We start from the raw sequence: 25,366 nt of genomic DNA on the forward strand, positions 1-25,366 counted from the left end.
TTTTTTATGTATCCAATAACTCTCTTCTTTCAAGAAAAAAGTATAGGTAACCTAGGATGATATGTAAAAATGTATACCCCTAAGGGGTAGTAGTTGTTGTAGTAGAAATAATGGTAGCAGCAATTGCAACTCTCGTTTGAGCTGTAATAATTGTAGATTGATATTTTATGCTGTTACTTTTCATTTTTGATTTTTCAAAAGTACAGCTTTTTATAAGAGTTAAAAACTTAAAAGGCTTTTTTACGAATATTTTAATAATTCAAATCTCTATAAATCAATATTGAGTATTTGTTAAAATTGCAGATGTTAAATTGATGTTTTAATATATTTAGGACAGCGTTTTTTTAAGATTTAACCCGCGCAAGAGATTGATGTTTAGCCCAAAAAGAACTTAAAAACGGGATATAGCTGGATATTTTGATTTGAAAAGCAATTAAATGTATGTTAAGAGTTCTTATAGAAATTTTAATTATTGTGATAAAATGTTGCTTTTTAATATTGATTTGTTGAATTTTGGCGTTTAAAATTTAAAATCATCATGAGAGAGATCCATTATATAAGTTCAGAAACCATCACTTTAGAAACGTTACAAGAAATTTTAAGCCAAAATAAAATACTTGAATTATCTGAAGAAGCTAAAGTAAATGTTCAGAAATGCCGTGATTATTTAGATAAAAAAATGGCATCGCATACGGCGCCAATTTACGGAATCAATACAGGTTTTGGATCTTTATATAGTGTAAAAATCTCAAATGAAAACTTATCTAAGCTTCAAGAGAATTTAGTAAAGTCGCACGCCTGCGGAACAGGAGAGGAAGTTCCTACGGAAATCGTGAAAATGATGCTTTTGCTTAAAATCCAATCTTTAAGCTACGGACATTCTGGAATTCAGTTAATCACATTGCAACGTCTGGTTGACTTTTACAATAATGATATTCTGCCTATTATTTATACGCAAGGTTCACTTGGGGCTTCAGGAGATTTAGCGCCGCTGGCACATTTGTCTTTGCCTTTAATTGGAGAAGGAATTGTATTGTTTGAAGGAAAAAAAGTGGCTTCTGCTGAGGTTTTAAAGCATTTCAACTGGGAACCGATTGTACTTCAATCCAAAGAAGGTTTGGCTTTACTGAACGGAACGCAGTTTATGAGTGCTTACGGAGCTCATATTTTAATTAAAGCGTATAAATATTCGTATTTGGCAGATTTAATCGGAACCATTTCTTTGGAAGGTTTTGATGGAAGAATTGAACCATTCAACGAATTGATACATTATATACGTCCGCACAAAGGACAAATCGTAACGGCACAAAGAATTACAGAATTTTTGGACGGAAGCGAAATCATTACTCAAGAGAAGAAACACGTTCAAGATCCGTATTCTTTCCGTTGTATGCCACAGGTTCACGGAGCTTCAAAAGATGCGATCGATTATGTTCGCAAAGTATTCAAAACAGAAATCAACTCAGTTACCGATAATCCAAATATATTTATAGAAGCCGATCAGATTATTTCTGGCGGAAATTTCCACGGACAGCCTTTAGCTTTAGCTTTAGATTTTATGGCAATTGCTTTGGCCGAATTAGGAAGTATTTCAGAAAGAAGAACCTATCAGTTAATTTCAGGATTGCGTAATCTTCCAGCATTTTTGGTTGATAATCCAGGATTAAATTCAGGTTTCATGATTCCGCAATATACGGCTGCTAGTATTGCCAGTCAGAACAAACAATTGGCAACTCCAGCGAGTATCGACAGCATTGTTTCAAGCAACGGTCAGGAAGATCATGTGAGCATGGGAGCAAATGGAGCAACAAAAGCCTTACGTATTTTAGATAATTTAGAGCGCATTTTGGCAATTGAATTATTAAATGCTTCACAGGCTATTGCTTATAGAGAGCCTCTAAAATCAAGTGATTTTATCGAAATGTTCTTAAATAGTTATAGAGAAGTTGTGCCTTTGGTAAAAGAAGACAGGATCTTACATAATGACATAGAAAACACAGTGTTATTCCTTGAGAGTTTTCAAATTGAAAACGATTTGTTAACAATGGCTTAACACTGAAACGTGTTATTGAAGGTAATTTTGCACTATCAAAAATAAAACAATGTCAATAAACAGTATTTTCCAATTTTTAGTGCCGAAAGACAAAAAATTCTTTCCACTTTTTGAAGAGGCTTCTAGCAATTTAATTGAATTAGCTTCTAACTTACACGAAGCTGTAAATTTACCATTAAAAGAAAGAGAAATTCTTTTTCAAAAGATTGACGAATTAGAACAAAAAGGAGAAGACATTACTCGTCAGACTAACCTTGAGTTAAGCAGAAACTTTATTACTCCATTTGATAGAGAAGACATTCACACGTTAATTACTTCAATTGACAACGTTGCCGATTACCTTCATGGTGCATCTAGCCGTATGAGATTGTATCAAGTTGATAAGATTACAAAATCTATCAGAAAGATGACAGAAATCAACCTTGAAGCTTGTCAAAACATTGACAGTGCGGTAAAAGAGTTGAGAAACTTACAAAATTTTAAAGTTATTAAAGACGCTTGTGCTAGAATCAACAAACTAGAAAACAAGTCTGATAACGTATATAACAAAGCAGTTTTTGAAATTTTTGAAAACGAAACAGACGCTAAAAATATCATTAAATATAAAGAGGTGTTATCTGTTTTAGAATCAGCAACAGACAAATGTAAGAGTGTTGCGAACATACTAGAATCTATTTCTGTAAAACATTCTTAATTCAATTTTTCAATCTGAAGTTATAATTTTATGACGCTACTTATATTAATTATAGTATTAGCCTTAATTTTTGATTACATCAATGGTTTTCATGATGCGGCAAATGCTATAGCGACTGTTGTTGCAACAAAGGTTTTGACACCTTTTCAGGCGGTTGTCTGGGCAGCATTTTTTAACTTTCTGGCTTATTGGGTTTTTGGATTTGGTGTTGCGGATACTGTTGCCAAAACAGCGCACACAATGGAAATTAACCTTGTTGTTATCCTAGCCGGAGTAATTGCAGCAATCTGTTGGAATTTATTGACTTGGTGGTTAGGAATCCCTTCAAGTTCTTCGCATACCTTAATTGGAGGTTTCGCAGGAGCAGCTGTAGCGCACGCTATTGCCGTTCATGGTTTCTCTGGTTATGTTGGAGAAGACGGAGCAACTCACTACTGGTACGAAATTGTAAGCTGGTATAAGGCTGGTAAAGATGGCGGAATGCCCTCGGGAGTCCTCATTATTATTGCTTTTATTGTATTAGCGCCGCTTTTAGGAGTTATTGCATCTTACTTAATTTCTATTTGGTTATTAAATGCTTCACGTAAAAGTATCGGACCAAAAATCTTTACTGTTGCTTTAATGCTTGCAACTATTTGGTTTGTTTACGTTCAAATGGTTTCTTATGAAGAGATTCTAGAGCACGGAAAACCTCGTTTCGAATCTCATTTCTGGAGCGTTGTATTCGATTCTCATAATATTAAATGGTTCTTAGTAGCCTTCATTATCTTAACAGTAAGCGCATTTTGTTTAATATTCAGCAGTTTGAATCTTCATCAGGCAGATGCTGCTTTAAAGAAAATGCAGTTATTATCTTCTGCGGCATTTAGTTTAGGTCACGGAGGAAACGATTCTCAAAAAGTAATGGGTATTATCGCTGCTGCTGTAGCGGTTTATATTAATACAAATCCAGGAGTTCATATGGATGCTTGGTTAGATGTTGTGCTTCCAAACGATGACGCAGGTATTAAAGGTGTAATGCCAAGTTGGATTCCTCTTGCGTGTTATTCTGCTATTGCTGCAGGAACTTTGAGCGGTGGATGGAAAATCGTTAAAACAATGGGTTCTAAGATCACTAAAGTAAGTTCGTTTGAAGGTGTTGCTGCTGAAACTGCAGGTGCTTTGACACTTTACTTTACAGAACACTTAAAAATTCCAGTAAGTACAACGCACACCATTACGGGATCTATCATTGGTGTTGGATTAACTAAACGTGTTTCTGCTGTAAGATGGGGAGTTACGGTAAGTTTAATCTGGGCTTGGATCTTAACTATTCCAATTTCGGCTATTTTGGCAGGTTTGGTTTATTTTATTCTAAGTGTATTTATGTAATAAAATGATGATTGTAAAATGATGATTGTAAAATGTGAGATGTAAATTGCATTTTATCTAAATATTTAAAAAGCCGATTTCAATTTGAGATCGGCTTTTTTGTTGGGTCAGATTAATAAAAAAATGTCTTCAAATAACATTTTTTTAATTTTTACTAGCAATTGTTAGTATTCTATAGATTGATATTTGCGCAATTATTCATGGTATGTTTCATTAGAAAAAGTTATTGAAACAGCTCTGAGCAACAGCAAATTTCAAAAGGAATGTTCAGTATAAAAAATATTATAAGTTCGAGATTCTATTGCTTAATTATTGTTTTTTCATTGTTTTCTTGCCAAGAACATGATATAAGAAGAATTCGTTTGCAAGTAGATCAAAAGAAGGTAACGAGTAGTCCAAATGAAGAGTCAGATTTAATTTCATATTTTATTAAAGAATCAATCAGCAGGTCTTTAAAAGGGATAGATACAGGTAAGTTAAAATATTATTCAGTAGAAAGAAATGATACGATCTTGGTAATAGTTAAAGTTACTGATATGATAGGAATTGAAAAGTCTTCACGGAAGAAATTGCTATTTGTAATTAATGACTGTTTTTTAACTTCTGAAAGTTACAACATGAAAAAGATTTATATTGATGTGGAAGGGAATTTTAGTACATTACTGGTAAAAACTCCTTTACAGTATGATCTTGATGGAAAGTTTGCAAATGAAGATTTACTTCTATCTTTTTATGGAAAGTCAAAAAGTTCATTTAAAAATAAAAGATAATTTTTTTTTGCGATTAAAATTTTTGAAGGTTTTTATGGTTATGCTTGCGTTTGTAATGTGTCTGTTTAAGGTGTTTTTGATCTTTAGAAATGATGCTTATGGTGCCGTCAATTTCAAGCATGGCGAGTTTAATATCAGTTAAATGTTCTAAACCATGTTCACGCGCAGCTTCTTTTAATTCTTCGTGCGAAACATCTAATCGGCTCAAAGTTTTAAAATCTAACACACCGTCGTGAATTAATATTTCTGGTTTGTCGAGCAATAAGTCGCCGAGGGTTTTGAATCTCTTTGTCAGTTTTTTGATAGCAAAGTTTATGGTAAACAAAACTAAAGCTGCGACTAGACCTCCAATAAGACTGGTGTCAGGACCAACCATTGCATTCTGAACAGAGTTGCTTATTAATAAAATCAAAATAATGTCGGCAGTATTTAATTGTGAAAGTTCTTTTTTGCCGAATACGCGTAAAGCAATTGTCATGAAGAAATAAACGGCAACACTCCGAATAATTATATCTAAATAAGGAAAAGTCATGTTTTTTATTTTAAAGTTAAATAAAAAAGCTTTGCCAAGTTTTAAAGTTCGGCAAAGCTTCTAAATTATTTATGGGAAATTAAGTTTAAATGAACTTAATTATAATTTAAAATTTTTCTCAATAGCTCTAATCATTTCTCCTGCCACATCTTTATTAGTTGCACCTTCAATTCCTTCCAAACCTGGAGAAGAGTTTACTTCAAGCAATAACGGACCTTTAGACGAACGGATAATATCAACTCCAGCAACTTTCAAATCCATTGCTTTTGCTGCTTTAATGGCTATTTTTTTCTCTTCGGCAGTTACTTTGATTACAGATGCAGTTCCGCCAAGGTGAATATTAGCTCTAAACTCGCCTGGCATCGCTTCGCGCTGAATTGCGGCAACGACTTTTCCGTCAATTACAAAACAACGAATATCTTTTCCGTTAGCTTCCTTAATAAATTCTTGAACTAATATATTGGCATTTAAACTTTTAAAAGCATTGATTACACTTTCTGCCGCCTTTTTCGTTTCGGCCAAGACAACGCCTTTTCCTTGCGTTCCTTCTAATAATTTTACAATTAGTGGTGATCCGCCAACCATTTTAATTAAGTTGTCTGTATCAAGCGGAGAATTGGCAAATCCGGTAGTCGGAATATCGATTCCGCTATTCAGTAATAATTGTAAAGAATATAGCTTATCTCGTGATTGCGTTATGGCTGTAGCCGAATTTAAAACAAAGACTTTTAAAGCTTCAAATTGACGTGTCAAGGCGCAACCATAAAAAGTGATACTTGGGCGAATTCTCGGAATAATAGCATCAAATTCGTTTAGGATTTTTCCGCCGCGGTAATGAATTTCAGGTTTTTTTGCATCCAATTTCATGTAGCATTCCTTGATGTTTAAGAAATGCATTTCATGCCCGCGCATTTCCCCGGCTTCCATAATTCTTTTATTACTGTAAAGCTCTGGATTGCTAGCTAAAAGACCAATTCGTAGGCCTGTAGTTGCTTTTTCTGAGTTTTGGTACAATTCTTTTAAAGATTCTGCTGTTGGCTGTCCTAAAAGATATTTTTGCTCGGGATCGACTAAAACCCTGCCGCTCATAGCTTCGCGTCCTAAAAGCATTCTAAAGCCCATAGAATCGCGATTGGTCAAAGTCATTTCGATTGGCCATTTGGCATCTCCAATTTTTAAGTTGGTTTGGATCACATAACGATGTTCTCTAAATCCGCTCGAACTTTTTACAATTCGTTTATCAACCAAAGGCGCTTCACAATGAATAATGGTTTTGATATTATTCTGAATCGGATTAATGTCGAATTTAACCCAATTGGCATCATTTTTTATAAAAGGAGCTATGTTTAAAGCGTGCATTGCCGAAGTTTTGGCACCAGAATCGACACGAGCCTTAATTGTCGGGATTCCAAGTTCTGGAAATGAGCACCATTCTTCGCTACCTAAAATGACTTTGTTTTGAAGCATATTTTGTTTTTTATTATAGAATTTAAATTCAAAAATAGCTATTTGCTTTTACTAAAGATAGTGATTTTTGATAAAAAAAATACCCGTTATGTTATGAAAACGTAACGGGCATATTATGAATGTTATAAATTTTGACTAATTTATTGATTCGTTGGCTCTTCGGCTTTATGAATCTCAACGGATAATTCTTGAGAATCTTCTTTTAAGTCCATCATAATTTCATCACCAGAATGTATTTTAGAAGTAATGATTTCTTCAGCCAATAAATCTTCAACGTATTTCTGAATGGCTCTTTTTAGCGGTCTTGCTCCAAATTGCTTATCAAAACCTTTTTCTGCGATAAACGCTTTTGCTTTATCAGTTAAGCTTAATTTGTAGCCTAACTCTGCAATGCGAGAATACAGTTTTTTCAATTCGATTTCGATAATCAAATCAATATCAGCTTTTTCTAATGCATTAAATACAATTACATCATCAATTCTGTTTAAGAACTCAGGAGCAAAAGTTTTCTTCAAAGCGTTTTCGATAATGCTTTTTGAGTTTTCATCGGCCTGAGCTGTTCTTGCAGCTGTACCAAATCCAACACCTTGTCCGAAATCTTTCAACTGACGAGCACCAACGTTAGAAGTCATGATAATGATAGTGTTTTTAAAGTCAATTTTACGACCTAAACTATCTGTTAAATATCCGTCATCTAAAACTTGAAGCATCATGTTGAATACATCTGGGTGGGCTTTTTCGATCTCATCTAAAAGAACCACACAGTATGGTTTTCTACGAACTTTCTCAGTCAATTGACCACCTTCTTCGTATCCTACGTATCCTGGAGGCGCTCCAACTAAACGAGAAATCGCAAATTTCTCCATGTATTCACTCATATCAATACGAACCAAAGCATCTTCAGAATCAAATAATTCTTTTGCTAATACTTTAGCCAACTGTGTTTTACCAACACCAGTCTGACCTAAGAAAATGAATGAACCAATTGGTTTGTTCGGATCTTTAAGTCCAGCTCTGTTACGTTGAATAGAACGAGCGATTTTTAAAACAGCTTCATTTTGACCAATTACTTTATTTTGAATCAATTCAGGCAATTGAGCCAATTTGTTGCTTTCTGTTTGAGCAATTCTGTTAACAGGAATTCCAGTCATCATAGAAACAACATCGGCTACATTATCTTCTGTAACTTCAATTCTGTTGTTTTTAGAATCTTCTTCCCATTGTTCTTGTGCTGTAGCAAGATCTTTTTCAATACGTTTTTCATCATCGCGAAGTTTGGCTGCTTCTTCATATTTTTGCTTTTTAACAACCATATTTTTCATTTCGCGAACTTCTTCTAACTGACGTTCTAAATCCAAAATTTGTTTTGGAACATCGATGTTAGTGATGTGTACACGTGAACCTGCTTCGTCCATCGCATCGATCGCTTTGTCTGGTAAGAAACGCTCAGACATATATCTGTTTGTTAGCTTAACACAAGCCTCGATTGCTTCTGGAGTATAAGTTACGTTGTGGTGATCTTCGTATTTATCTTTTACGTTGTTCAAAATCGCGATTGTTTCTTCAACAGAAGTTGGTTCCACAATTACTTTTTGAAAACGTCTTTCTAAAGCACCATCTTTTTCAATATATTGTCTGTACTCATCAAGAGTAGTAGCGCCAATACATTGAATTTCTCCTCTAGCTAAAGCAGGTTTGAACATGTTTGAAGCATCAAGCGAACCTGTTGCTCCACCAGCGCCTACAATAGTGTGGATTTCGTCAATAAAAAGAATAATATCGTCGTTTTTCTCCAGCTCGTTCATTACGGCTTTCATTCTTTCCTCAAATTGTCCTCTGTATTTTGTACCCGCAACTAAGCTTGCAAGGTCAAGAGTTACAACACGTTTGTGGAAAAGGATACGCGATACTTTCTTTTGGATAATACGTAGCGCCAGTCCTTCTGCAATAGCAGATTTACCAACTCCAGGTTCTCCAATAAGAAGCGGATTGTTCTTTTTTCTACGGCTTAAAATTTGCGATACACGCTCAATTTCTTTTTCACGTCCTACAACAGGGTCTAATTTTCCTTCTTCGGCCATTTCTGTTAAATCTCTCCCAAAATTATCTAAAACCGGAGTCTTAGATTTTTTGTTTGACTTATTGGCGGGATTATTAAAGCTGCTTTCTTTAAGACTGTCATCTTGTCCTGAATCATCATTATATGATTCGTTTCTTGGCAAGTTTTCTAAGAATTCTTCTTCGTTTGGAGTCATATTTAAATACTGTTCTTTAGCTACGTCATAATCTATTTTTAGTTTATTCAATAGCTTGGTTGTTGGATCGTTTTCGTTTCTCAAGATACATAACAGCAAATGTGCCGTGCTTATCGATGAACTTTGAAATACTTTTGCTTCAAGAAAAGTGGTCTTCAGGGCTCTTTCTGCCTGTCGGGTAAGATGAAGGTTTTTCTTTTCTGCATTTACTTCAACGCTCAAGTTGGCAGGGCTAAGTACTTCTACTTTTCTGCGTAAATGATCTAAATCGACAGCTAGGTTATTAAGTATATGAATAGCTTTTCCGTTACCATCTCTTAAAATACCTAGCATAAGATGCTCTGTGCCAATAAAGTCGTGCCCTAAACGAAGAGCTTCTTCCTTACTGTACGTAATTACATCTTTTACTCTTGGTGAAAAATTATCATCCATAATATATAATTGGTATTGTAAATTTAGTGAATTACTGTTTTAAAAACAAAAACCGTACCTTCAAGAACTACTGTCAGCTAATAGACGAAAAAAAAGAGAATAAAAGAGTTAAAAAACGCTTAATTTATTAACTAAAAGCCGAAATAAAGTTGTTAATAAATCATTTAAATAAGTGTAAGGAAATAGCTGAAAAAATTTTAAAAAAACGTATCTTGGCACGCTTTGAAACTAATGTAATTATTAAAACATAACAACTTATGTCTGAAGGAGAAAAGTTAATTCCTATTAACATTGAAGATGAAATGAAATCAGCTTACATCGATTATTCGATGTCAGTAATTGTATCGAGAGCGCTTCCTGATGTTAGAGATGGCTTGAAACCAGTGCATCGAAGAGTTCTTTACGGAATGTATGATTTAGGTGTAACATCAAGATCTGCCCACAAAAAGTCTGCGAGAATTGTAGGGGAGGTTCTGGGTAAGTACCACCCGCACGGAGATACTTCTGTATATGATGCAATGGTGCGTATGGCTCAGGAATGGAGCATGCGTTATTTATTAGTTGATGGTCAGGGTAACTTTGGTTCTGTCGATGGAGACAGTCCTGCAGCAATGCGTTATACTGAGGCCAGAATGCGTAAAATCTCAGAAGATATTATGGCAGATATCGAAAAAGAAACAGTTGATTTTCAGCTGAACTTTGACGATACTTTATATGAGCCAAAAGTAATGCCTACACGAGTTCCTACTTTATTAGTAAATGGAGCAACTGGTATTGCGGTTGGTATGGCGACTAATATGCCACCACACAATTTAACAGAGGTTATCAATGGTACTTTAGCATACTTAGATAATAATGATATTGAGGTTGACGAATTAATGACACATATTAAAGCTCCTGATTTTCCAACGGGAGGTGTAATATATGGTTATGAAGGCGTTCGTGAAGCTTTTAAAACGGGTAGAGGGCGTATTGTAATGCGTGCTAAAGTTGGTTTTGAAGAAGTGGACGGAAGAGAGTGCATCATTGTTACTGAAATTCCATATCAGGTTAACAAAGCCGAAATGATCAAACGTACGGCTGATTTGGTTAACGAGAAAAAAATCGAAGGTATTGCGAACATTCGTGACGAATCTGACAGAAACGGTATGCGTATCGTTTACATCTTGAAACGTGATGCTACACCAAACGTAGTTTTAAATACCTTATACAAGTATACGTCATTACAATCTTCTTTTAGTGTAAATAATATTGCATTAGTAAAAGGCCGTCCGCAAATGTTGAATCTGAAAGATATGATTCATTATTTTATTGAGCACCGCCACGAAGTTGTAGTTAGAAGAACACAGTTTGAATTACGTAAGGCAGAAGAGAGAGCTCATATCTTAGAAGGGTTAATTATTGCTTCTGACAATATCGACGAGGTAATTGCGTTAATTAGAGGATCTAAAAATACAGATGAAGCTAGAGAAAAATTAATCGAAAGATTTAAATTATCAGATATTCAAGCTCGTGCTATTGTTGAGATGCGTTTACGTCAGTTAACAGGTCTGGAGCAAGATAAATTAAGAGCTGAGTTTGAAGAATTAATGAAGTTAATTGAGCATTTGAAAGCTTTATTGGCAGATGTTAATTTGAGAACAGATTTGATTAAAGAAGAGCTTACAGAAATTCGTGATAAATACGGTGACGAAAGACGATCTCAAATTGAATATTCTGGAGGAGATGTGAGTATTGAAGATTTGATTGCTGACGAAAATGTGGTTATTACAATTTCACACGCAGGTTACATCAAACGTACAAACCTTACAGAATACAAAACGCAAAATAGAGGTGGAGTTGGGCAGAAAAGTGCTGGAACAAGAGATCAAGATTTCTTAGAGCACATGTTTGTGGCAACAAACCACCAATATATGATGTTCTTTACCCAAAAAGGAAAATGTTTCTGGATGCGTGTTTATGAAATTCCAGAAGGAAGTAAAACAGCAAAAGGTAGAGCAATTCAGAACTTGGTAAACATTGAAAGTGATGATAAAGTAAAAGCTTTCATTTGTACGCAAGATTTAAAAGACAAAGATTATATCAATACGCATAATCTTGTAATGGTTACCAAACAAGGTCAGGTAAAGAAAACTTCTTTAGAGAAATATTCTAAACCAAGAGCAAATGGAGTTGCTGCCATTACAATTAAAGAAGGAGATGAATTAATTGGAGCTCAGTTGACAAACGGAGAAAGCCAAATTATCTTAGCGGTTAAATCTGGTAAATTAGTTCGTTTTGAAGAAACTAAAACACGTCCGATGGGAAGAACAGCTTCTGGAGTTCGTGGAATTACTTTAAAAGATGAAACTGACGAGGTAATCGGAATGGTTACTGTAGATAAAAACGATATTTCTACCTCTCAAATCTTAGTTGTAACGGAGAACGGATACGGAAAACGTACTAAATTGGTTGACGACGACGGAGAAGACGTGTACAGAATTACAAACCGTGGAGGTAAAGGGGTTAAAACACTTAATATCACGGATAAAACAGGTAAATTGATCTCGATCAACGCTGTTACTGATGCAGATGACTTAATGATTATTAATAAATCTGGATTAACGATTAGAATGGCAATCGAAGATTTACGTGTTATGGGACGTGCAACTCAAGGTGTTCGATTGATTAATCTTAAAGGAAAAGATTCTATCGCTGCTGTAACAACTGTAATGAAAGATGATGCCGAAGAAGTAGAATTGGATGAAGATGGAAATGTAATTGGTGCAATTGAGAGAGTTAAGCCAGATTTGGAGGTTCTAGAAGATGACGGATCTGTAGAAGAGGAAGATGACCCTGATGATGAAGTAGAAGAGGAAGACGATGCTGAAGCAGAAGACGAAGAGTCTGAAGAATAAGTGAAAACAGAAAATTAAATACAAACAAATAATACCATTATGAAAAGTAAATATGTAATACTTGCATCAGCATTACTGATCTCTGTAGCTACGTTTGCTCAGAAAGATCAAATTAAGAATGCTGAAAAGGCATTAAAAGGCGGAGACGCACAAGGCGCTATTGCTCAATTGAAAGATGCAGAGAACTTAATTGCAAATGCTAAAGATACAGAACAGGCACAATACTATTTCGTTCAAGGAAATGCTTTTCTTGACCTTGCAAACAAAAAGGTTGAAGAAGGTAAAAACTTATTAGCAGCAGCAGACAGCTACAAGAAATTAATTGATGTAGAAAAAGCTTCAGGAAAACAAAAATATTCTACACAAGCAGCGGCATCAATTACTAACATTAAAGGATTATTAATTAATTCTGCAATTGCTGACACGCAAGTAAACAAACATGCTGAAGGTGCAAAGAAATTGTTTGAGGCATATGAGTTAGATAAAAAAGATACAATCAACTTGTATTATGCGGCTTCTACAGCTGTAAATTCACAAGATTACGATCTTGCTTTGCCAATGTATGAAGAGTTGAAAAAATTAAACTTTTCTGGAAAAGGAACTTTATACTTAGCTGTAAACAAAGCTAACGGAAGCGAAGATAACTTTGCTAATGCTAAAGAAAGAGATTTAGCTGTTAAATTAGGAACTCACGAAAAACCTAAAACGGAAGCTATTCCTTCTAAAAGAGGTGAAATCTACAAAAACTTAGCTTTAATTTTAGTTCAGAAAGGACGTACTGAAGATGCTAAAAAAGCAATCTCTGATGCTAGAAAAGCAAACCCAGAAGATTCTTCTTTAATTCTAACTGAAGCGAATTTATACTTAGAAAGCAAAGATTACGAGACATACAAAAAATTAGTTGGTGAAGCTTTAGAAAAAGACCCAAAAAATGCTGATTTAGTATTCAATTTAGGAGTAATTAGCTCTGGAGCTAAAAACAATGCTGACGCAGAGAAATATTACTTAAAAGCAATTGAAATCAACCCTGAGTATACAAATGCTTACTTAAATCTTGCTGCTTTAAAATTAGAAGCTGAAAAACCAATCATCGACGAGATGAATAAATTAGGTACTTCTGCTAAAGACATGAAACGTTACGATGTTTTAAAAGCACAAAGAGAAGCTGTTTTCAAAGGAGTTATTCCTTACCTTAAAAAAGCTAACGAATTAGATCCTAAAAACGAGGATGTTTCTAAAACATTATTAGGAGTTTACAACGCTCTTGAAATGACTGCAGAAGCTAAAGCTTTGAAAGCAAAAATGTAATTACAAGTTTTAAAATATAAAAAAAACCATTCACCGCGGTGAATGGTTTTTTTTATGCTTTTAGCTGATTAATTCAGCAGATAAAGTAATGGTGGTATTTAATAGTTTTGAAATCGGACAGATTTCTTTTGCTTTGGCAGCTGTTGAAGTAAACTCTTCTGCAGAGATTGAAGGAACTTTTCCTTTTAAATCTAAATGAATTAAAGTGATAGATCCGTCTTCAAAAGTTACTGTCGCTTCTGTGGTTAAATCATCGGCTGTAAAGCCTGCTTCGTTCAATAAAAAACTTAATTGCATGGTAAAACAGCCCGAATGCGCTGCTGCAACCAATTCTTCTGGATTTGTACCAACGCCATCAGCAAATCTTGTTTTAAAAGATAGTTGTGCATTATCTAAAGTGGTGCTTTGCGTGCTTATTGTTCCTTTTCCTTCCATACCGGTTCCTTGCCAGTTGGCGTGTGCTTTTCTTGTAAATTTCATATTCTCCTTATTTAAAAATTAGTATTAAATGTTATTTGTTTGATTGCCAGTTAATAGTGGTAACTCAAATATAATCAATATTTTGCAGAATAGTTTTATGAAATTTAATTGTATTGTTAAGTTTTGGGTTTTAGGCTGGAGTGATTTTTAACCGTAAATGCGCAATCCCGATAGTTATCGGGAACGCAAATCACGCAAAGTTTTTAAGTTTGTTCGAGGTTTTGTAATCTTTGTCAAAGTTTAAAACTTTGACAAAGTTTTGTATCATAATATTAAGACAGCATTTTGCGAACTTTGTGGTTTAAAAAAAAAGATGCAATGATACTCATTGCATCTTTTAAATTATAAAGAAAATAAAATTCCAAATTCCAATTAAGCGTTGCCAATTGGAATTTGGAATTTAAAAAATTGGAATTTCAAGTATTTATTCTTGTCCCAAGTTTCTTAATTGTTTCAATTTATCTTTCCAAACTTCAAGGCTTTCTTTGTGAATGGCAATGTTTTTACGAACCTCTGTAACTATTGAATTCTCTTTTTTAGCATTTTTAGTATTGGTAAAGAACTGAATGTTGTTTTCTAACTGGAAGATTTCATTTTGAACTTCTTCAATTTTACGCATAATAAAGATTTTTTCATTGTCTAATTTACGCGTATCATTGCTGTCAGATAAAGAATCAATTCGGTTTGCAAAACGCATCATTTCAGATTCTTTTTTGCTTAAGCTTAGTTTCTCAAAAAGAGCATCTAAGATTTTATTGAACTTCCCTTCGATATGCCTTCTAGAGAAAGGAACTTTACCAAATCCTTTCCAAGTTTCAATATGTGCTTTTATGGCATCCAAATCTGTTTTGTGATCTCCAGTCAATTGGAAAGATCTTAAAGTGTCTAAGTATGCTTTTTTGTTGTCAAAAGCAGCAACTTCTTCACTGTTTTCTTCCGATTTATGCTCTTTTAATTTATCAAAATAATGGTTGCAGGCATCCTTAAATTCTTTCCAGATTTTATCGGAATATTTTTTAGGAACATGGCCAATTTGTTTCCATTCTTCCTGAATCTGTTTCATTACTGGAGTTGTAGCTGAGAAATCAGTGCTTTCCTGTAATTCTTTAGCTTTTGCAACAAGAGCCAATTTTTTATTTAAATTATCGTTTTGGTCTTTTTTGATATCCTTATAGAAAGAATTTTTGAAAGCGTTGAAGTTTCGAACAGCAGTTTTAAAAGTAGCCCAAGTTTCTTCATTTACTTCAGAAGGAACTTTTCCTGCAGCAAAAAACTCGTTTCTTAACTCTTCTACTTTCTGAATCTGAATAAGCCATTGTGAATGAGAATTTACTTTTTCGCTTCCAAGCGCTTCTATTTTAGCAATAATTTCTTTTTTAGTTTCAAGATTTTTTTGCTCGTTTGCTCTTTGGCTTTCAAATAAAAGTTCTCTTTTATCGTGTATTTTTTTAGTCAATTCGCTAAATTGATTCCAGATGGCATCACGGTGCTCTTTAGAAACGGGGCCGATTTCTTCTTTCCAGATTCTGTGTAAATCCTGTAATTCGCGGAAAGATTTACTTACATCGGTATCGTTTACCAATTCTTCAACGCGCGCTATAATCTTTTGTTTTAGTTCTAAATTATGTTTAAAATCTAAATCTCTAGCCTCGCGATCTAAGTGTAGATAATCGTAGAAGTTTTCTACATGAAAATGGTAATTGTTCCAAACGTGATTGTATTTGTCTTTTGGAATTGCTCCAGCATTTTTCCATCTTTCTCTTAATTCATTAAAATGCTTAAGAGTGTCTTTGATGTTTTCTTGCGGATTGATTAATTCCTTTAATTCTTCAACAATAGCCAGACGATTCTCTAAATTGCTTTTTAGATTGGTCTGTAAATGTTTAAAATGAGCATTTCTTTTATCTCTAAAAACATTATAATATTCGTCAAATTTTGATTTTAAAGGAAGGTGATATTCAAATTCTTCATTAGGATCTGGATTAGAAGCTAAAAATTCTTCTTTTTTCTCCTCTATAAGATGGTGATACTGTAGTAAAAATGCTTTTTTGATTTCTTCAATATGATCTTTTACAGACATTACTTTGTCTATATTAACCAATTTTTTAAGTTCATCAACAAGAGCATCAAGTGAGAAAGTGTTGTAATCCTGCATAGGAATGTCATGACGATCCTTTAAAGTTTCGTCCTCACTTTCAGCAGCATTTGAATTTGTAATGACATCTAATGCTTCTTGATGATCATTTTCTTGTTTTTCTACTTCATTTTCAGTTTCTGAGACCAAATCTTCGGTCAAAGTTTCAGAATCTGATGTTTCGATTGCATCATTTGCTACAGAATCATTTATTTCGATTCCAGATTTTCCGTCTGCTTCATGCAGGTTATCATTCTTTTCTTCTAACATCTTTAAAATGTATAAGGTTTTTATTTTAAACAATGCGAAAGATAGTAAAGGTGTTTCTAACTACAAAATAAATCACTTGTTTATACGGTATTTTACGACGAAATTCCTATTCTTTCCGGAAGTTTTCTAGTATGTTGAATCTGTTTTTAGTGAATTACTGAAGGATATATAAATTCAAAATTGGCATTGTATCTAAAATAGACTCTTAATAATCCATTTTTTTGGGACTTATATTGCTATTTCTTTAAAATTAAAAAAGAATCAACACTCCAACTTCCATTCCCCAATTATAGGTTCTGTTAGGGCCGAAACCAGCGCTGGGGTGTATGTAAACAAGATTTGAGGGTGTAATTTTTCGTCCAAATTCAACAAAAGCATTATTTTGGAAACCTTTAATAACAGTATTATATCGAAGTGCTACATCTCCAGAAATCCAGTTTTTTCCAAAAAAATGCATTAATAGATTTTCTAAAAGAGCAGTACTAATGTCGGAACGATCACTATTTCCGGCAAAACTCTGCTGATATTCAACGGTAGTTAATAGCAGAAACTTTTTTTGATTGAAGTATCTTCCGTAAACCATAGCAGGCATGACAACCCATTTTCCGGTTCCAAAATTTGGATCTTCGGCTGTGTTAGAATAAACTCTGGTTCTTACCGCAATACCATTGTTATTTCTTAAGTAAGGAATAAAACTGATTCCGCCTCCAACATCTCCAATGGCCGTCTTGTTGGTTGAAGTTGTGTTGGTAGAAACCAAAGGAAGATCAAAACGTAGATTCCAGGCTTTATTGCCAATTGGCAGTAAAAATCGAACCTGTGTGGTGTTAAAAGAACCTTTATCGGTATCTAGATACTCATTGTAAAACAGAATTGTTTTAAGAAAATAATGGTAACGAGGCTCAGATAACGGACTTTTGAGAGTGTCTGCGTTTTGAGCTGAAAGTAGGTTGTGTAATAAAAAAAATAAAATGCTAAGTAATTGTATTTTCTTCATAACCACTTGTTAGTTAGTGGATTAAAAATACAAAAAATACGTTAACATTTTATTTTTTGATACTTATTTTATTTGTTCCAGATTTTCCATGCTTTTTCAGCTTGAAAAATAAGCATATCGTGCCCATTTTTAATTACAGCTCCCATTTCTTTTGCTTTTCGTAAGAAAGTGGTTTCTGCTGGATTGTAGATTAAATCGTAAGCAATGTGTTTTTCTGTGAAATACTCATACGGCAAATTCGGACAAGCTTCAATATTTGGGCTTGTTCCAACTGGCGTACAGTTGATTATAATTTGAAAATTGTCAAAAGTGGTAGCATTAATTAAATCATAGTCAATGATGTTTTCTTTCGCTTCTCTAGAAACAAAAGTGTACGGAATATCCAATTCATCCAAAGCAAAAGCTACGCCTTTCGAAGCGCCTCCTGTTCCTAAAATAAGCGCTTTTTTGTGATGCGGCTCTAATAATGGCTTAAGAGACTTTTTGAATCCGTAATAATCGGTATTGTAGCCTTTTAATTTGCCGTTTTTGGTAAATTTAATGGTATTAACAGCGCCAATTAAAGTGGCTTTTTTTGATAATTTATCTAAGAATGGAATAACTTGTTCTTTGTACGGAATAGTAACATTTAAACCCTTTAAATCAGGATTGTTTTTAATTAATTCTGTGAAGTAATTAATCTCCGAAATGTCAAAATTCTCATAGCTGTTACCAGCAAAAACTTCATTATTAAATTTTTCTGTAAAATAACCTTTTGAAAAAGAGTAGCTTATGTTGCGTCCTAATAATCCAAAACGTCTTCTTAATAAAATATCAACCATTCTTATTTACGATGTTTTTCTATATAATTTTTTACTGTTTTTTTTGCCCAAACAACAGGGAATAAGTCTTCAATTAAGATATAATTATCAAAATTTAGACGTAAGCCATTGCTTAAGTGAAATTTAGCTTTTGTATTGTCTTGAATCATAAAATACAATCCAGCCAAACGATATTCAATTTCGTTTTCTTCAGGGAAATATTCTGAAGCTTGCAATAAAGTTTGAATAGCCGTTTCAAATTCTCCTAAAAACTGAAGAATATCAACCCAGTACAGCCAAGTGTCTAATGCATAATCTCCAAATTCAACCGCTTTTCTAAAACCAAATTCGGCTTCTTCAAAGAAATTCATTTGTTTGTTGATTGTAGCATATCTTTTCCAGTACAAACGATTCTGATTGTCAATCGCTAAAGCTTTATTCACAAAAAATAATGCTTTTTGATAGTTTTTCTGGCGAAGGTGAAAATCTGTAATCGCAATCCAGCCTTTGTCTAAAAGCGGATCTTCATGTACAGTTTGGTTATAATATTGAATTGCTTTCGCTAAATTTCCAAGTTTTTCATAACATTTTCCAATTCGAAGAAGGGCATACGAAGTCGCATCGTCCAATTCGATGGTTCTGTTATAACTTTCAATTGCTTCATTGTATTTTTTTAGACGCTCGTAAGCTTTTGCTTTTTCCATAAAAGCGCCTAAAAATTCATCATCAATCAGAGTTGCATAATCAAATGCACGAATTGCTGCTTCATATTCTTTTATGCCATAATGAAGGCGTCCAAGCTGATGCCAAGCGATTTCGCTGTAAGGGTTTCTGTTGATATAATCGTTTAGATAAATAATAGCTTCTTGATTTTGGTCTAAAAACTCAAAGCAATACACTACGTTATAGAGAGCAGATTGATCTTCTAAGTCTTCTTCAAGACATTTGATAAAACTGTCCTTTGCAAGCTCAAGGTTATCCATAAAAAGATATTCCATTCCGATCAAATTGTACACATCAGCGTAATCATCAGTATATTGAAGTGCGATTTTTAACAGTTCAACCGCTTTTTCGTGCTGATCTCTTTTTGAGCAGATATTGGCTTTCTGGATGTAGATTTCCTCGTTGTTGGGTTCAATTGCGTATAACTCATTCAAAAGCTTTTCAGCAATGTCGAGTTTGTCATCATAAACCAGCATTTCTACTTGTACTAACTTTAAGCCTGTAGATTTTGGATGCTGGTCTAATGCAAGTTTTAAGGCCTTTTTTGCTAAATTAGCCTTACCTATGTCTAAGTAATGAAGAATAATTTCTTCGAATTCTTCAGAATCAAAAAAGAGCACTTTGTTAGTTTTTAACATCGACTCAAATTTGGATAGGGATAGGTTATAATCTTCTTCTTCGTTGCTTAATTGCATACTTCGTATATTTGAAATTAGCCTGTTATAAATTTAGGCAACCATATAATCGCTGTAAGGATAAGAAATTAATTGTTTTGAACAATTTAATTAACAATATATGGCGTTTTTTATTCTGTTTTGGGAAGAAATCTCTTTTGTTGTCAAGGGATTAGCTTCGGTTTTGTCATTTTTTTATTTGTAGCAGAAGACTTTTTTGAAATAGAAATGGAGATTTAATTTCTGTCAGTTTTATTAAAACAGCGCTCCAAATAGTTTTGTATTTTAGTTATTGCTCTTCTGCATTATTTCGTCCATTACGTCTAAAATAATGGCACAACCTTCTCTAATTTCGTATTCAGAAATAGTCAAAGGAGGTGTAATTCGTATCGCGCATCCTTCAAATAAAAGCCAGAATAAAATAAGTCCTCTGTCTTGACAGGTTAAAATGACTTCGTTTGTAATATCTGCCGATTCTGTCATAGCGGCAAGCATTAATCCTTTTCCTCTAACTTCTTTAATCAAAGGATGTACCAAAAGCGATCTGAAGAGTTTTTCCTTCTCCAACGTTTCTGCCATTAAATTTGTTTCAGTTAATTCTTGCAAAGTAGCCAAGCAAGCTGACGCAATGACAGGGTGACCTCCAAAAGTGGTAATATGTCCCAGTTTTGGATTTTCTGTTAAAAGATCCATTTTTTCGGCAGAAGCAGTAAAAGCACCAACCGGCATTCCGCCGCCCATTCCTTTACCCATAACCACAATATCTGGAACAACATCATAATTTTGGAAGCCAAAAAGTTTTCCTGTTCTTCCAAAACCGGGCTGAATTTCATCTACAATCATTAAGGCTCCAACTTCATCACAGCGTTTACGGACTTTTTGAAGGAAATTATCTTCTGGCTGAATAAAACCAGCGCCTCCTTGAATAGTTTCTAAAAGAATGGCTGCCGTTCTTGTAGTGATTTTTTGCAGATCTTCTTCGTTATTGAAAGTAATAAAATCAACATCTGGAAGCAAAGGTCTGAAAGCTTGTTTTCTTTCTTCAAATCCCATAACGCTCATCGAACCCATGGTGTTTCCGTGATACGCATTATGACATGAAATAAGCTGACTGCGTCCTGTAACTCGTTTGGCTAATTTTAAAGAGCCTTCAATCGCTTCTGTACCAGAATTGACCAAATAGGTTTTGTTTAAAGATTCTGGAAGTAGAGAGGCCATTAATTTGCAATATTGAACGGCTGGACTCTGAGAGTATTCTCCGTAAACCATTACATGAGAATATTTGTCTAATTGATCTTTTATCGCCTGATTTACTCGTGGATGCTGATGTCCTAAAGTACAAGCTGAAACTCCAGCAACAAAATCTAAATATTTTTTATCGTTTGTGTCGTATATGTAAGAGCCAATGGCATGCGAAACTTCCATTCCGAGTGGGTAAGGAGAGGTTTGCGCTTGGTATTTTATAAAATCTGGATTCATTTTTTTAAGTTGCTAAGGTACTGAGATACTATGATTCTAAGTTTTTTTAACTTTACGCTTAAGTTAACTTTTTTTAGACGTTCAAAGTTGTAAAGGTACTGAGGTTCTAAGGTTTTTAAACTTTACACTTCAGGTTATCGTTCATGAACTAATTATTCTCAAACCACTGTAAACTATGACTGTGAATGAAAACTACTTAATTTTAGGCTTCGGTTCCGCTTTGGCAGCTGGTTTCTTCTTGTCGTAATTCAAGGTTTCTTTCCTAATTTTCAGTGGAACGTTTTTGCCTTTTTCCTCTTGATCTTTTCCTTCTTTAATCAGTTTTTCATTGAGTTCATTATCTTCTGCAGAAAAAATATCCTCTTTAGATTTTATTCTTTCATCGCCTCGCCATTTCATTCCTCGAAGTTTTCGAGCATTTTCTGGAAGTTCATCTTCAGGAAAAATATCACCGTCCACTTTATTAAAGAAAGTAATGGTTTCGATCGCATTATTTTCCAATATCATGTTGATTTTACTGCTGACATTTTTATTGATACCAATTAATTCGTTGGCATCATTTCTCATGTAATAAATGACTTCGGTGTTTTTAATGACATCAACATCATGCAGTTTTCCATCCCGGAATTTTCCAAACAAATTAATTCCCTTGACCTGATTGAAACCTGTTCCGAGCGTGTCCTTGGAGAGGACAAAAGTATTATTTAGCACCTTCAAAGAATCAATTTTCCTCGTTTTATTGTCGCCAATTAAGTGCATTACATCGCCCGTAATTTGGTTGTCGCCATTCCAAAGAATCGGATTTCCTATAAGTTTTGTCAAAGCGCTTTTAGAATCTGAATGTATAGAATCGCACTTACCGCTCATATCTGTTTTATAAAAACGGACATTGTTAAAAGCGCGCAGAATTCGTTCGCCTTCTTTTCCTGTTACCATTAATTTTTTTCCGTGAATGTAAACCGAGTCATTCTCAACTAAATTGATGGCAACAGCTCTTTTGGTTACAAACATCGAATCCTTGAGTTTGTAAAGCTCTGCATAATGGCCTTTTACGATTCCTTTGTTAATCGAATCGGTAATTTTTACATTCCGCGTTGCCGATGCAAATTCGATATTTCGATTATAATACAAACTATCACCTTCTATAAGTCGGTCATCGTACTTAATGTAGGACCTTCGTAGAAAATGGGCTAAGTTTTTCTTTGTATCATAAAATCCTTTTTCAGTATAAATGTAATTGGCTTTACTTGTAATGGTTGAAGGACCAAGAAGATACGTATGTCCAGAATTGCTGTAATAATCCAAATGGTTTGATTTAATCACATATTTCGGATTCGTAATCGTAACTTCAGTCAAGAACTGGAATTTCTTTTCTTTTACATAATATCTTCCAGATTTACTCACCAAAGTATTGTCTTTGTTTACAATCGTACCTTTTGTATTATAAAATGCTTCTTGAATATTTCTGTCAAAATTAATGGTATCAGTTTGCAAAGTGGCGTCAGGAGAAGTTAAAACCGCATTTCCTGTAGCAAAAGCTTTTTTTTCATTTCCGCTATATTCTGCATATTTACTATTCAAGAATAAAGTATCTCCTTGTACTAATTGTACATTTCCGAATGCTTTTAAATAATTTTCTTTTTGAAAAAAGTAAGCTTTGTTGCAAGTTAGCACAACACCATCATGATTCACTTTTACATTTCCAGTAAGTAAAAGCGCATCAGGTACATTAACTTGATCCACATCAGAAAAGTCAGCATTCTCGATGACAATTGTTTTCGGAGATTGAGCAGGTTTTTTTGCTTGCGCGAAAGTGAATTGAACGCTTAAAAAAGACAGACAAGTAAATATGAAAAAGAGTGATTTCTTCAACTGATTAAATTTTTGTCAAATTTATAAAAAAGGATAGAACCTGTGGCGGTTATTAGCATTAATTTATAATTAGTCATTAACAGTCTCAAGTTGAAATTGGGCATTATTTAATTTTTCAACAAAATAGCAAACTCTCACGTTGTAGTAGTTGTGTTTTGAGCTGAAAACGGTGTAAATTAGATAAATCGTTTTCGAAGTTTTAAAAAATGAGCTATTTTTAGAAAATTGTTTTCATGCTTTTTAGCGATGAAACCAAAGAGACAGGATAAGAATAGCCCAAAAAAATATGATAAGTAAAAAAATAATAGCAGTCGGAATTACATTAACTGTACTTTTTTCAGCCTGTAAGACAAAAGATTTAAAAATGAGTACTGCAAACGAAAATGCTACAACAGATAAAAAAGTTGTAGTCTATCAAGTATTTACACGCCTTTTTGGAAATAAAAATACAACTAATAAACCGTGGGGAACTATTGAGGAGAACGGTGTTGGAAAGTTTAATGATTTTACAGATAAAGCTCTTCATGAAATAAAAGATTTAGGGGTTACTTATATTTGGTATACGGGAGTTCCGCATCATGCTTTAGTACGTGATTATACGACGTACGGAATTTCAAATGATGATCCAGAAGTGGTAAAAGGGCGTGCAGGTTCTCCTTATGCCGTAAAAGATTATTATAATGTAAATCCAGATTTGGCTGTAAATCCTGCAAAGCGATTAGAAGAATTTGAAGCTTTAATAAAACGCACTCATAATGCCAATTTGAAAGTGATTATTGATATTGTACCCAATCATATCGCAAGAAAATATGAAGGAAAATCGAATCCAGAAGGGGTAAAAGATTTTGGAGCAGATGATGATATTACGGTGGAATATAAACGAGACAATAATTTTTACTACATTCCGAAACAGCATTTTGAAATTCCAGACGGAGATATTCCTTTAAACGGAGAAAAAAATCCAATGATTGATGGTTTTTTTGACGAAAATCCGGCAAAATGGACAGGGAATGGTTCTCGTAAAATTAAACCAGATCAAAACGACTGGTACGAAACGGTAAAAGTAAATTACGGAGTGCGTCCAGACGGAGCTAAAGATTTTCCTGAACTTCCTGCTGGCTTTGACCAGAAATCCTATCAGGAACATTTTGCTTTTTGGCAAGACAAAGAGGTTCCCGATTCTTGGAAAAAGTTTAGAGACATCGCGTTATACTGGACAGCAAAAGGTGTCGACGGATTTCGTTACGATATGGCCGAAATGGTTCCGTATGAATTTTGGAGTTATATGAACTCTTCGATTAAAATGAAAAATCCGAATGCATTTTTGTTAGCTGAAGTCTATAATCCAAATGAATACCGCAATTATATTCGCTTAGGAAAAATGGATTATCTGTATGATAAAGTAGAGACGTACGATAAGCTGAAAGACGTTATTCGCGGAAAATCTTCGCCTGATGAATTAACAAAAATCCAAAACGGAATGTCGGATATTGAGCATCACATGCTTCATTTCCTAGATAATCATGACGAACAGCGTTTAGCAAGTCCAGAATTTGCAGGAACTCCAGAAAGAGGAAAGCCTTTAATGGTAGTTTCGGCAACAATTAGCACTTCGCCAACAATGATTTATTTTGGGCAAGAAGTAGGAGAGGCAGGAAATGAAGATGCAGGTTTCGGAAAACGCTCGAGAACCTCGATTTTTGATTATATCGGAGTTCCAAATCATCAGCGCTGGATGAATGAAGGTAAATTTGACGGAGGAAAGCTTTCTGACTCAGAAAAAGAATTACGTGATTTTTATAAACGTTTATTGAATTTTACAATCAAAAGCAGTGCTTTAATGGGAAGTTTTGAAGAGATTCAATCTGCAAATAGACAAAATAATGAAGGTTACGATGCGCTGTTGTATTCTTACGCACGTTGGTCTGAAAATCAAAAACTGATCGTAATTGCTAATTTTTCTTCTGAGAAAGGAAATGAATTCAATTTGAAAGTTCCGTCATCGCTTATTTCAAAATGGAATTTAAAAGATGGAGAATATCAATTGAAAGAGCAACTGTATCAAAACAAAACATTGGTATTGAAAGTGCAAAATGGAGAAGGAGTAGCCAAAGTTTCTATTCAGCCTTCAGAATCTTTGATTTTGGAATTAAAATAA

Annotated in this window: 17 protein-coding genes; 7 read left to right on the forward strand and 10 right to left on the reverse strand. The window is 34.1% G+C overall.

The annotated features are described in order from the left end of the window. Window positions 1-538 precede the first annotated feature (538 nt). The 4 genes from hutH to SOM12_RS03890 all read left to right on the forward strand — a co-directional run bounded on the left by hutH (window position 539) and on the right by SOM12_RS03890 (window position 4,888). Window positions 539-2,053, forward strand: coding sequence for a histidine ammonia-lyase (gene hutH / locus SOM12_RS03875; protein ID WP_320492451.1), 1,515 nt, complete (start codon window positions 539-541; stop codon window positions 2,051-2,053). 49 nt (window positions 2,054-2,102) lie between these two features. Then, entirely contained in the window at window positions 2,103-2,747 is a 645-nt protein-coding gene (locus SOM12_RS03880; RefSeq protein WP_008462731.1) for a DUF47 domain-containing protein, read from the forward strand. Window positions 2,748-2,777: 30 nt separating this feature from the next. Further along, entirely contained in the window at window positions 2,778-4,118 is a 1,341-nt protein-coding gene (locus tag SOM12_RS03885) for an inorganic phosphate transporter (RefSeq protein WP_320492453.1), read from the forward strand. Window positions 4,119-4,480: 362 nt separating this feature from the next. Further along, entirely contained in the window at window positions 4,481-4,888 is a 408-nt protein-coding gene (locus SOM12_RS03890; protein WP_320492454.1) for a hypothetical protein, read from the forward strand. A gap of 13 nt (window positions 4,889-4,901) precedes the next feature. Here SOM12_RS03890 and SOM12_RS03895 read toward each other — a convergent pair whose 3' ends face one another. The 3 genes from SOM12_RS03895 to SOM12_RS03905 all read right to left on the reverse strand — a co-directional run bounded on the left by SOM12_RS03895 (window position 4,902) and on the right by SOM12_RS03905 (window position 9,574). Further along, window positions 4,902-5,420 carry a DUF421 domain-containing protein gene (locus SOM12_RS03895; RefSeq protein ID WP_320492455.1) on the reverse strand — a complete coding sequence of 173 codons (519 nt, stop codon included), beginning with the start codon at window positions 5,418-5,420 and terminating at the stop codon, window positions 4,902-4,904. 99 nt (window positions 5,421-5,519) lie between these two features. Next, window positions 5,520-6,887 carry a 30S ribosomal protein S6--L-glutamate ligase gene (gene rimK, locus SOM12_RS03900; RefSeq protein WP_095930862.1) on the reverse strand — a complete coding sequence of 456 codons (1,368 nt, stop codon included), beginning with the start codon at window positions 6,885-6,887 and terminating at the stop codon, window positions 5,520-5,522. 140 nt (window positions 6,888-7,027) lie between these two features. Beyond that, window positions 7,028-9,574 carry an ATP-dependent Clp protease ATP-binding subunit gene (locus SOM12_RS03905; protein ID WP_095930861.1) on the reverse strand — a complete coding sequence of 849 codons (2,547 nt, stop codon included), beginning with the start codon at window positions 9,572-9,574 and terminating at the stop codon, window positions 7,028-7,030. Between the two features lie 257 nt (window positions 9,575-9,831). On the opposite strand from SOM12_RS03905, the gene gyrA reads away from it, so the two are divergent. Continuing rightward, on the forward strand, window positions 9,832-12,471 hold the full coding sequence (gyrA, locus tag SOM12_RS03910) for a DNA gyrase subunit A (protein WP_320492456.1): 2,640 nt from the start codon (window positions 9,832-9,834) through the stop codon (window positions 12,469-12,471). A gap of 39 nt (window positions 12,472-12,510) precedes the next feature. Next, window positions 12,511-13,779, forward strand: a complete 1,269-nt coding sequence (locus SOM12_RS03915) for a tetratricopeptide repeat protein (protein ID WP_320492457.1) — start codon at window positions 12,511-12,513, stop codon at window positions 13,777-13,779. A 60-nt stretch (window positions 13,780-13,839) separates the two neighbouring features. On the opposite strand, the gene SOM12_RS03920 is transcribed toward SOM12_RS03915, so the two are convergent. The 7 genes from SOM12_RS03920 to SOM12_RS03950 all read right to left on the reverse strand — a co-directional run bounded on the left by SOM12_RS03920 (window position 13,840) and on the right by SOM12_RS03950 (window position 23,208). Further along, window positions 13,840-14,259 (reverse strand): OsmC family protein, encoded by a 420-nt coding sequence (locus SOM12_RS03920; RefSeq protein ID WP_320492458.1) that lies wholly within the window; start codon window positions 14,257-14,259, stop codon window positions 13,840-13,842. A 424-nt stretch (window positions 14,260-14,683) separates the two neighbouring features. After that, complete coding sequence (locus SOM12_RS03925; protein WP_320492459.1) at window positions 14,684-16,663, reverse strand: DUF349 domain-containing protein; 1,980 nt, start codon at window positions 16,661-16,663, stop codon at window positions 14,684-14,686. 250 nt (window positions 16,664-16,913) lie between these two features. Beyond that, window positions 16,914-17,660: a lipid A phosphoethanolamine transferase gene (locus SOM12_RS03930; RefSeq protein ID WP_320492460.1), complete on the reverse strand. Its 747-nt coding sequence runs from the start codon at window positions 17,658-17,660 to the stop codon at window positions 16,914-16,916. A 68-nt stretch (window positions 17,661-17,728) separates the two neighbouring features. Beyond that, window positions 17,729-18,481 carry a shikimate dehydrogenase family protein gene (locus tag SOM12_RS03935; protein WP_095930855.1) on the reverse strand — a complete coding sequence of 251 codons (753 nt, stop codon included), beginning with the start codon at window positions 18,479-18,481 and terminating at the stop codon, window positions 17,729-17,731. 2 nt (window positions 18,482-18,483) lie between these two features. Beyond that, window positions 18,484-19,878: a tetratricopeptide repeat protein gene (locus SOM12_RS03940; RefSeq protein WP_095930854.1), complete on the reverse strand. Its 1,395-nt coding sequence runs from the start codon at window positions 19,876-19,878 to the stop codon at window positions 18,484-18,486. 264 nt (window positions 19,879-20,142) lie between these two features. Further along, window positions 20,143-21,336 carry an aspartate aminotransferase family protein gene (locus SOM12_RS03945; protein WP_095930853.1) on the reverse strand — a complete coding sequence of 398 codons (1,194 nt, stop codon included), beginning with the start codon at window positions 21,334-21,336 and terminating at the stop codon, window positions 20,143-20,145. A gap of 192 nt (window positions 21,337-21,528) precedes the next feature. Next, the gene (locus tag SOM12_RS03950) at window positions 21,529-23,208 is read right to left on the reverse strand and encodes an OstA-like protein (RefSeq protein WP_414655668.1); all 1,680 of its coding nucleotides are present in this window, start codon (window positions 23,206-23,208) and stop codon (window positions 21,529-21,531) included. A gap of 286 nt (window positions 23,209-23,494) precedes the next feature. On the opposite strand from SOM12_RS03950, the gene SOM12_RS03955 reads away from it, so the two are divergent. Further along, complete coding sequence (locus tag SOM12_RS03955; protein ID WP_320492461.1) at window positions 23,495-25,366, forward strand: alpha-amylase family protein; 1,872 nt, start codon at window positions 23,495-23,497, stop codon at window positions 25,364-25,366.

This window comes from Flavobacterium sp. CFBP9031, assembly GCF_034044945.1.
Classification (GTDB): Bacteria; Bacteroidota; Bacteroidia; order Flavobacteriales; family Flavobacteriaceae; genus Flavobacterium.

Coding starts and splice junctions, on each gene's coding strand:
- hutH (WP_320492451.1), top strand. CDS start 539: ATGAGAGAGATCCATTATATAAGTTCAGAAACCATCACTTTAGAAACG.
- SOM12_RS03880 (WP_008462731.1), top strand. CDS start 2,103: ATGTCAATAAACAGTATTTTCCAATTTTTAGTGCCGAAAGACAAAAAA.
- SOM12_RS03885 (WP_320492453.1), top strand. CDS start 2,778: ATGACGCTACTTATATTAATTATAGTATTAGCCTTAATTTTTGATTAC.
- SOM12_RS03895 (WP_320492455.1), bottom strand. CDS start 5,420: ATGACTTTTCCTTATTTAGATATAATTATTCGGAGTGTTGCCGTTTAT.
- rimK (WP_095930862.1), bottom strand. CDS start 6,887: ATGCTTCAAAACAAAGTCATTTTAGGTAGCGAAGAATGGTGCTCATTT.
- SOM12_RS03905 (WP_095930861.1), bottom strand. CDS start 9,574: ATGGATGATAATTTTTCACCAAGAGTAAAAGATGTAATTACGTACAGT.
- gyrA (WP_320492456.1), top strand. CDS start 9,832: ATGTCTGAAGGAGAAAAGTTAATTCCTATTAACATTGAAGATGAAATG.
- SOM12_RS03915 (WP_320492457.1), top strand. CDS start 12,511: ATGAAAAGTAAATATGTAATACTTGCATCAGCATTACTGATCTCTGTA.
- SOM12_RS03920 (WP_320492458.1), bottom strand. CDS start 14,259: ATGAAATTTACAAGAAAAGCACACGCCAACTGGCAAGGAACCGGTATG.
- SOM12_RS03925 (WP_320492459.1), bottom strand. CDS start 16,663: ATGTTAGAAGAAAAGAATGATAACCTGCATGAAGCAGACGGAAAATCT.
- SOM12_RS03930 (WP_320492460.1), bottom strand. CDS start 17,660: ATGAAGAAAATACAATTACTTAGCATTTTATTTTTTTTATTACACAAC.
- SOM12_RS03935 (WP_095930855.1), bottom strand. CDS start 18,481: ATGGTTGATATTTTATTAAGAAGACGTTTTGGATTATTAGGACGCAAC.
- SOM12_RS03940 (WP_095930854.1), bottom strand. CDS start 19,878: ATGCAATTAAGCAACGAAGAAGAAGATTATAACCTATCCCTATCCAAA.
- SOM12_RS03945 (WP_095930853.1), bottom strand. CDS start 21,336: ATGAATCCAGATTTTATAAAATACCAAGCGCAAACCTCTCCTTACCCA.
- SOM12_RS03955 (WP_320492461.1), top strand. CDS start 23,495: ATGATAAGTAAAAAAATAATAGCAGTCGGAATTACATTAACTGTACTT.